The organism is Frankia sp. CgJB1, from assembly GCF_977947065.1.
Window position 1 is genome coordinate 1 of the sequence record NZ_CDWTNB010000195.1, and the last position, 7,373, is coordinate 7,373.

Annotated in this window: 5 protein-coding genes; all 5 read left to right on the top strand. The window is 71.1% G+C overall.

The features are described 5' to 3' along the window. On the top strand, nucleotides 1-1,758 hold a 1,758-nt coding region (locus AC08OT_RS17565; RefSeq protein ID WP_476603052.1), incomplete at its 5' end, for a serine/threonine-protein kinase. A 212-nt stretch (nucleotides 1,759-1,970) separates the two neighbouring features. Continuing rightward, nucleotides 1,971-2,843, top strand: coding sequence for a hypothetical protein (locus AC08OT_RS17570; protein ID WP_476603053.1), 873 nt, complete (start codon nucleotides 1,971-1,973; stop codon nucleotides 2,841-2,843). Nucleotides 2,844-2,880: 37 nt separating this feature from the next. Continuing rightward, nucleotides 2,881-3,540 (top strand): hypothetical protein, encoded by a 660-nt coding sequence (locus tag AC08OT_RS17575; protein WP_476594453.1) that lies wholly within the window; start codon nucleotides 2,881-2,883, stop codon nucleotides 3,538-3,540. Next, nucleotides 3,537-5,705: a dynamin family protein gene (locus AC08OT_RS17580; RefSeq protein WP_476594454.1), complete on the top strand. Its 2,169-nt coding sequence runs from the start codon at nucleotides 3,537-3,539 to the stop codon at nucleotides 5,703-5,705. The genes AC08OT_RS17575 and AC08OT_RS17580 overlap by 4 nt, the downstream gene beginning before the upstream one ends. Then, nucleotides 5,702-7,373: Hsp70 family protein (locus AC08OT_RS17585; protein WP_476594455.1), on the top strand; the 1,672-nt coding region annotated here is incomplete at its 3' end. The genes AC08OT_RS17580 and AC08OT_RS17585, both read left to right, overlap by 4 nt.

The window sequence follows — 7,373 nt, forward strand, 5'->3', positions numbered from 1 at the left end:
GGGCGGCACCGTCGCCTGGACCGCGCGGTCGCGATCAAGGTACTTGCCGCCAGTGGCGAGGAGGCCCAGGAGAGTTTTGAGTCCGAGGCACGGCTACTCGCGGGCATCGACCATCCGCATGTCGTCCGGGTCTATGACTATGTCGAGGACGACGGGCTCTGCCTGATAATCATGGAGCTGCTCGCCGGCGGGACTCTCACCCGTCGGCGGAAAGGAATGCTCCCGGAGCAGAGCTGCGCGGTCGGGCTGGCCGTCGCCGAGGCGCTCTCGTTTGCCCACGCCAAGGGGGTGCTGCATCGTGACGTCAAGATGGACAATATTCTCTTTGATGTCGCCGACACGCTGAAGGTCACCGATTTCGGTATCGCGAAGATCTTCGCGGGGACGGCCGCGACCGCCAGCGCTGTCGTCGGCACCCCGAAGTACATGGCACCCGAGCAGATCTCCGGCGGCCGTCTGGGCCCTGCCACCGACATCTACGCCCTGGGAATCGTTCTCTATGAGCTGTTCACCGGGGCGCCGCCGTTCCAGCAGCTGTCGTTGCCGGCTCTTTACCTGCAGCATCTGAACACGCCTCCCGACCCGCCGGCCGGTGTGCCGCCCATGGTGGCCGAGGTCGTGATGCGTGCCCTGGCGAAGGACCCGGGGCAGCGCCACCAGGACGCCCACTCGTTCGCTCTCGACCTCGCGCATGCGGTCACCGAGACCCTCGGCCCGGGCTGGGTCGGTCGCTCGGGCTTCACTGTCCGGCTCGCCGACGACCTGCGCGAGGCCACGGAACGAAGCCCCGCATCGGCGGCGACGCATCCCGCGTCTCCGGCTCCGCCTGCTCCGTCCGCGCAGGAACCCGCGCAACCATCGACGACAGGGCCGGCCGAGATGCCACAGCCGGCCTTCGCCGCGCCCGCGCGCTCCCCTCGGACCCAGACAGCCGCGGATCACACAGCCACCGCCGATCATGGCTCCGACGCTCTGGCGGAGCCCGATCAGCTCGCCACCGTCCGCCCCTGGGCACAGGGCTGGGATCCGTCAGCGGATGGCCAACCGGGCGCCACGGCATCTACCGCTTGGCCGTGGTCCGGGAAGCAGAGGAAGTCGAAGAAGCCGACGGAGAACAGGGGCAGACCGGCCAGGTCTCGGTCTCGCCGGGTCCGCTGGGTGCTCGTCGCTGTTCTGCTGCTCGCCGCGATTCCTGCGGTCGCCCTCGCTATCATTGCCACCGCCGGGGAGTCCGACCAGCCGAACCACCGCCGCCAGTCGGTCAGCGTCACCGTCTCTCCCCGAAGCCAGGCGACGACGCCTACGCTGCCCGCGTCCCTTCAGGCCCGTCACCGGGAAATCTACAATATGCTCGACCCGTACCAGATAGATCTGGGCACCTGCGAGGCCCGGACAAATCTGGAAGGAGAGCCGTGGAACGCCTGGGCAGCAATAAGCTGTAAGACGACCGCGGGCTACTTTCGGGTGCAGTTCCTCCGGTATCTCCGGGACTCTCACCTGCTGGAGTATCTGACGGTCGCCACGCGGTCGCTTGCCGCTCATGCGGAATGCAACCAGGCAGTGAATGGATGGTGGTACGCGCAGGTCGGGGGAAACTCGGTCGGTCGTAGAGTCTGCGGCCTACTGCCCGGTGGCCTCTTCCAGATCAACTGGTCCTTCGATGCCGAGCGCATCGTCGCGATTCACGAGAATCTGGTTCTGGGAGTCGTCCTCACGTGGTGGAAAGAGCACGCATGCCTCATCCGCGGCGCGTGCTGACCATGGCACACCAGCCGTCGTCGGTCGACTGGAACGCGGGGCAGAGCAGCCAGGCACCCGCCCTGCGCCGCGTTCTCCGCACAGACCTGGGGGCCGCGGGCTGTGCCGGGTCCCGTTGGCGCGGCCAGGCTGTCGACCGTGTCCAGTGCTTGATCAGGTCTGGTGGCGGCCGGTGAGCGGTGTGGCGGATCCCGTGAGCGGCGCTGTCGACAGTGACGTGTTCAACCGACTGGTCGACCGGCAACCCAGGTCCGGACGGCGGGGCGTCCGACGAGCTGGCGGACCTGTTCGCGGTGGTGCGGCGGGTGGTCTGGCCGACGCCGACCGGTTCACCGCCCCGAGCTGCCCCGGGATCGATGTCCCCCAGCAGGCGCGGCAGTGTGTGCACGGCCGGCTGGGCGGCTGGGGCGTGCTGCTCGCAGCCCCGGTATCTGCGCGATGGGCTGGGCCCCGAGGCCCTGCGCGCCCAGCTTGTGCGGGACAGCGGGGTGGCGCAGCTGCGTCGCGTCCTGACTGGGCACTTCGGTAACCGGGCAGATCTGATCAGGATGGACGGCGGGCTGCGTGACGTCGACGCGGTGCTCGTCCGCACCCGGACCAGGGTCGTGCGGGCCGGCCGGCTGGTGCCGGAGATGGTCGAGGATCTGGCGGAGGAACTGGAACGGGCCCGTGCCGAGGAGCCGGCTTTCCACGAGCTCGATCTGCTGGCCGCGCATTACCGGGGCGATCTCGACCTGACGGCGGCGGAGGCCGAGGAGGTGCTCCGGGTGACCGGCGAGCACGGCTGGGGCTGCGCCGACCGGCTTGGCCTGCCCGCCGCGGCCACCCCGGCGGAGCTGGTCGCCGCCGCGGAACGGCGCGTCCAGGTGTGGGCGCGCCGGCAGGCCGACCCGACCCTGGACGCGGCGACCCAGGGCGCGGCCCGCACCCTGCTGGGCTGCTACAGCCGGCTGCGGCAACGCGCGGCCGACGCGGCCGACCTGATCGCCCGTGCGCGGGCTCTGCTCGCCTACGACGAACACGCCGACGGCGAGACGGCGGACGACTCGGAGATGGCGGAAAACGAGGAGACGGGGAAACGATGAAGGGGTCCATCAGGACAGCACCGGCGGGGGGCTCGCGATGACCGGCCTGCTGCGCGGGCTGGCACGGCGGCGCGGGCCGGAGAGTGGCCACGACACCGACGGCGTTCCGTCCTGGGTGGTCGACCGGCTGGTCGCGCTCACGCGCCAACTCGACGCCCTGGCCCGCCAGATCGATGCGCTCGTCAGGGCCGGCAACCGGCACCTCGATCAGACCGCTTCGGCCCGGAGCGGCGCCGCGACTCCCGGCGCCGCGGCTCCCGTCGGGGTCGTCTCCCGTCCCGGGGACGGGGACGGGTTCGCAGAGCCTGGCGCGCAGGAGCCGCATCCGGTGGCCCTGCGGGTCATCGACGTGCTGGACCGGCTGGACGTGCTGGTCGGGCAGGTCGGCTCCGCGCCGCTGGACCCGGCCGCGCTGGCGTGGGTGCGCCAGTCCCTCGCCGATCTGCTGCCGGTCTGCGAGGTGCATCCTGTCCGGGACGAGGGCCCGGCCGACCCGCGGCGGCACGAGGTGTTGAACCGGCGCCCGGCCCCGGACACCGCCGGGCGTGACCTCACCGGGCACATCGCGGCGACCATCCGCCCCGGCTACCGCTGGCGTGACGACCTGCTGCGGCCGCAGCAGGTGACCGTGTTCGGCCATCCCGAGGCCGAGGCCGCCGCGACGACCGCAGTGATCGACACGGGAGCACCGGCATGACCGAAACCAGCCTGCCGATGCCTGGGATTCCCAGGGCTGTCGAGAAGTCCCCGGAGAGCAGGGAAGGAACCGAGGCCGCGAGGAGCTCCGGACTCGACACGGTCCGGCGCGCGGTACTGGAGCTGTCCGACGAGGTCGAGGTGGCCACCGCCGATCTCGTCGGGGCGGGCGTGCGGCGGCGGCTGCGGGAGGACTACGAGCGGCTGGCGTCCGACCGGCGGCACGTGGTCGTCTGCGGCGAGTTCAAACGCGGCAAGTCCAGCCTGGTCGGCCGGCCGGACCTGTTCCCGTCCGACGTCGACGTGGCGACGTGTGTGGTCTCCGCGCTTGCCTGGGGGCCCGCCGACCGTGCCTGGGTGCGCCGCCGGGAACCCGCTGCTGGTGGCGGTGGCACGGGTGGGCAAGGCGCCGAGACCGAGGTCGAGATCGGGGTGGACCAGCTCCCGGAACATGTCGTCGAGCAGGGCAACCCCGGCAACCGGCGGCGGGTGGCGGGTGTGCGGATCGAGGCACCTGTGGAGCGGCTCCGCTCCGGCATCGTGATCGTCGACACGCCTGGCATCGGCAGCCTGGACCCGGCCCACAGTGCGATCACCCGCAGCCACCTCGGCCGGGCCGACGTGCTCGTCTTCGTGGTGGACGCGGTGGAGCCGCTCACCACTGGCGAGCTGCGGTTTCTGCGGGAGGCGCTGGAGGCCTGCGACACCGTCCTCACCGTGGTGACGAAAACCGACAAGGTCCGGGACCCGCAGATCGTTGTCCGGGACACCCGCACCAAGATCGCAGGCCTAGCCGGGGAGCACGGGTCGGAGAGCCCCGTGTTTCCTGTGTCGACCTACCGCCGGCTGGAGTACCTGGAGGAGCTGGGGTCCGGAATGCCGGACCCGGGACCGGACACCAGATCCGGGTTCTCCGAGCTGGAAGAGGCTCTGTGGGAGGGCGTCGGCGCGCGTACCGAGGCCGCGCGGCTCGACCGCGCCCTCGACGGCCTGCTGGGCGCGCTCGCCGCGGCCCAGGCCACGCTTCGCGACGAGCTGCAGATCATGGACGACGATGCGCCCTGGCAGCGGGCCACCGCCGACCTCGACCAGGCTGAGGAACGCCTGCGGCACCTGACCGCCGCGGAGGCGTTCTGGCACAGCGTGCTGGAGGCGATCTGGGCCGAGCGGATCCCCCCGGTCCGGGATGCCTTGGCGGCCGACTTCGCGACGGCGGCGCAGGCCCTCGCCCTGGCCGGCATCGCTCCGACCGGTTTCGCCGCGGCGGATGGCGCCGAACCGGGTGCCACTGCGGCCGGCGCCGGCCCCGACCCGGCCGCGGAGATCGAACGGCTCCGGGCGGCCGCCGTCGAGTGCACCCGCACCCTCGCCACCGCGGCCGACCAGGCTCGGCGCGCTGTCGCTGTCATCGCCCGGGACGCCTACGAGACGCTGGCCGCCCACACCGGCACGGCCAGCCCGGCCGGCGGTTCCGTCGACGGCTCCAGGCATCTCCCACCGACCAACGCGGACACCCTTGGCATCGAGGCCGGGAGTCTGGTGGACGCAGCCGACATCCCGGTGCCCGACACCGACGAGATCGTCCGGGCGGCCCGCGAACAGCGGGTGACACTGCGTGAGCGTATGAAGATAGTCGCTGGTGCGGTCACCCGGAACACGCCGCCGGCCCAGATCGCCTCCCTGCTGGTCAGGTTCGTGATGGGCCGCGGCATGGCCACGGCTTTCGGCGGGCCGGTCAGCTCCTTCGGGGCGGAGTCGTCATCCTCCGGCGGCCCGTTCCAGTCCCTGAAAACGGTGATCGAGCTGGGCACCGCCTTCCAGGACGCCTTCCAGGATGTCAGGACGCAGCTCGACCAGCGCCGCGCCGTCTCCACCCGCGCCGTCCAGGAGCTGCGGCGCAGCCTGCACGACCAGATCGTGACGGCCACCAGGAGCGCCCTGGAGACCTTCGACGTAGGTGCCGCCCATGCCCGGCTTCGGGTGGAGCAGCAGTTCGCCGACCTGCTGGGTGCCGAGCTGGACGCGCTTGGCGCGACCCGGCGCAGGTTGCGGGAGAGTCACGCCGCCACCGGGCAGGCCCGCGACGAGCGCCGCGCCGTGCTGATTGACCGGCTGGCCGTCGGCCAGCACCTGCTCGACCGCGTCGACGCGCTGGCCGTCCGATGACGGTCGCTCCCGGCCTGGTGCTGGGCATCGACTTCGGCACCTGGAACTCCGCCGTCGTCATCGGCCGGCCAGACGGCTCCGTGCTCACCATCCGTGACCCGTCCTCGTCCTACGGCCAGACCTCGTTCCGTACCTCGGTCTGCGGCCGGCCGGACGGCAGCCTGGCGGTGGGAGCGGCCGCGGAGCACCAGCGGCAGCAGTACCCGCAGTACTACCGCGCCGAGTTCAAACGCGAGTTTGGCATGGACATCCCCAGCATGCTGGGCGCCCGTGTCCTGCAGCCGCACGATCTCGCCGCCGAGGTCCTGCGATTCCTACGCACCTGCGCTGAGGAACGCATCGCCGGCGAGGGCGAGCCGGAGCAGGTGGTCATCACCGTCCCGGCGAGCTGGCAGCGGGCCAGACGCGACCTGATGCGCCGCACCGCCAAGGTCGCTGGATTCGACCCGGCCCGCACCAAGCTCGTCACGGAGCCGTCCGCGGCAGCGCTGCACGCCCTGAGCAGCACCCGCCTCTCCGAGACCGGGCTGCCGGTGCTGGTCTACGACCTGGGCGGCGGGACGTTCGACGCGGCGATCGTCCAAAGCGGCGCGCGGGGTAACGGCGGCGAGTACACCACGCTCGGCCGCGTCGGCGGGCTGCCGGACGTGGGCGGCGGCGCCTTCGACCGGGCGATCCTGAGGCTCGTCCGGGAACGCCTGCCGCAGAGCGTGAAGGTGCTGGACGGGGACCCCGACGACGAGGACGTGCTGCGCCGCCGCATCCTGCTGCGGGAGGACTGCGAACGGCTGAAGTGCACGCTCGCCACCCAGCCAGAGGCCTACCAGTTTCTCACCGTCCTCGACCCGCCGGAGCCGTTCACCCTCACCCGCGGTCAGCTGGCCGAGGCCGTAGGCCCGCTGATCGACCGGACCCTGGCCGAGTGCGACCTGATCCGCGCCACCGCCGAGCTGAGCTGGGACCAGATCGTGGCCGTGGTGCCCGCCGGCGGAAGCTGCCGGCTGCCGACCGTCACCGAGCACATCCAGCGACACACCGGGCGCCCGGTCGTCCAGGTAGACGACCCGGACATGGCGGTCGCCCTCGGCGCGGTCGCCGCTGCCCGCCGCCTCGCCTGGGAGAGCAAGCACCCCGACCCGCTGCCTTCGTCCGCACGGCGTCCAGCCTCACCCTCCCCGGCCGAACCGTCTCCCACCCCGCCAACACCAGTCGGCTCGCCGCAGCAGCTCCCGCAGCAGCAGAGCCGGCCTGTCTCCCAGCCAGACCAGCACGCCCGACAGGCCGCGGATCGGGCCGCTACATGGACCCCGCAGCAGTACGTCGACGAGGTCGTCCGCCGCGCCGAACAGCGCAGGAACATCCGCATGGAGACTCTTCTCGCCGGCACACGGGCTGTCGTCTACCATTTTCCGTCCACCGTGCAGAGATTCAGAAGGCCGACCGCCAGGATCAGCGAGACCACGGCTATCACGCTGGCGATGGTGGTGGCGGAAAATGTAACGTACGCATTGGCGTCAAAATGTTGTTCGGAACTGAAGAACTATGCCGCCCAGTATTTTCGGGTGAGTCTCATGGACGAGCATGTACTGATGCCGTGTCTGGTGGCCAGATCGATTGACATGAAAGTTTCGATGTTCCAAAGTCCCGGCAGTCTGAAGGTGACCGTAA

Coding starts and splice junctions, on each gene's coding strand:
- AC08OT_RS17575 (WP_476594453.1), top strand. CDS start 2,881: ATGACCGGCCTGCTGCGCGGGCTGGCACGGCGGCGCGGGCCGGAGAGT.
- AC08OT_RS17580 (WP_476594454.1), top strand. CDS start 3,537: ATGACCGAAACCAGCCTGCCGATGCCTGGGATTCCCAGGGCTGTCGAG.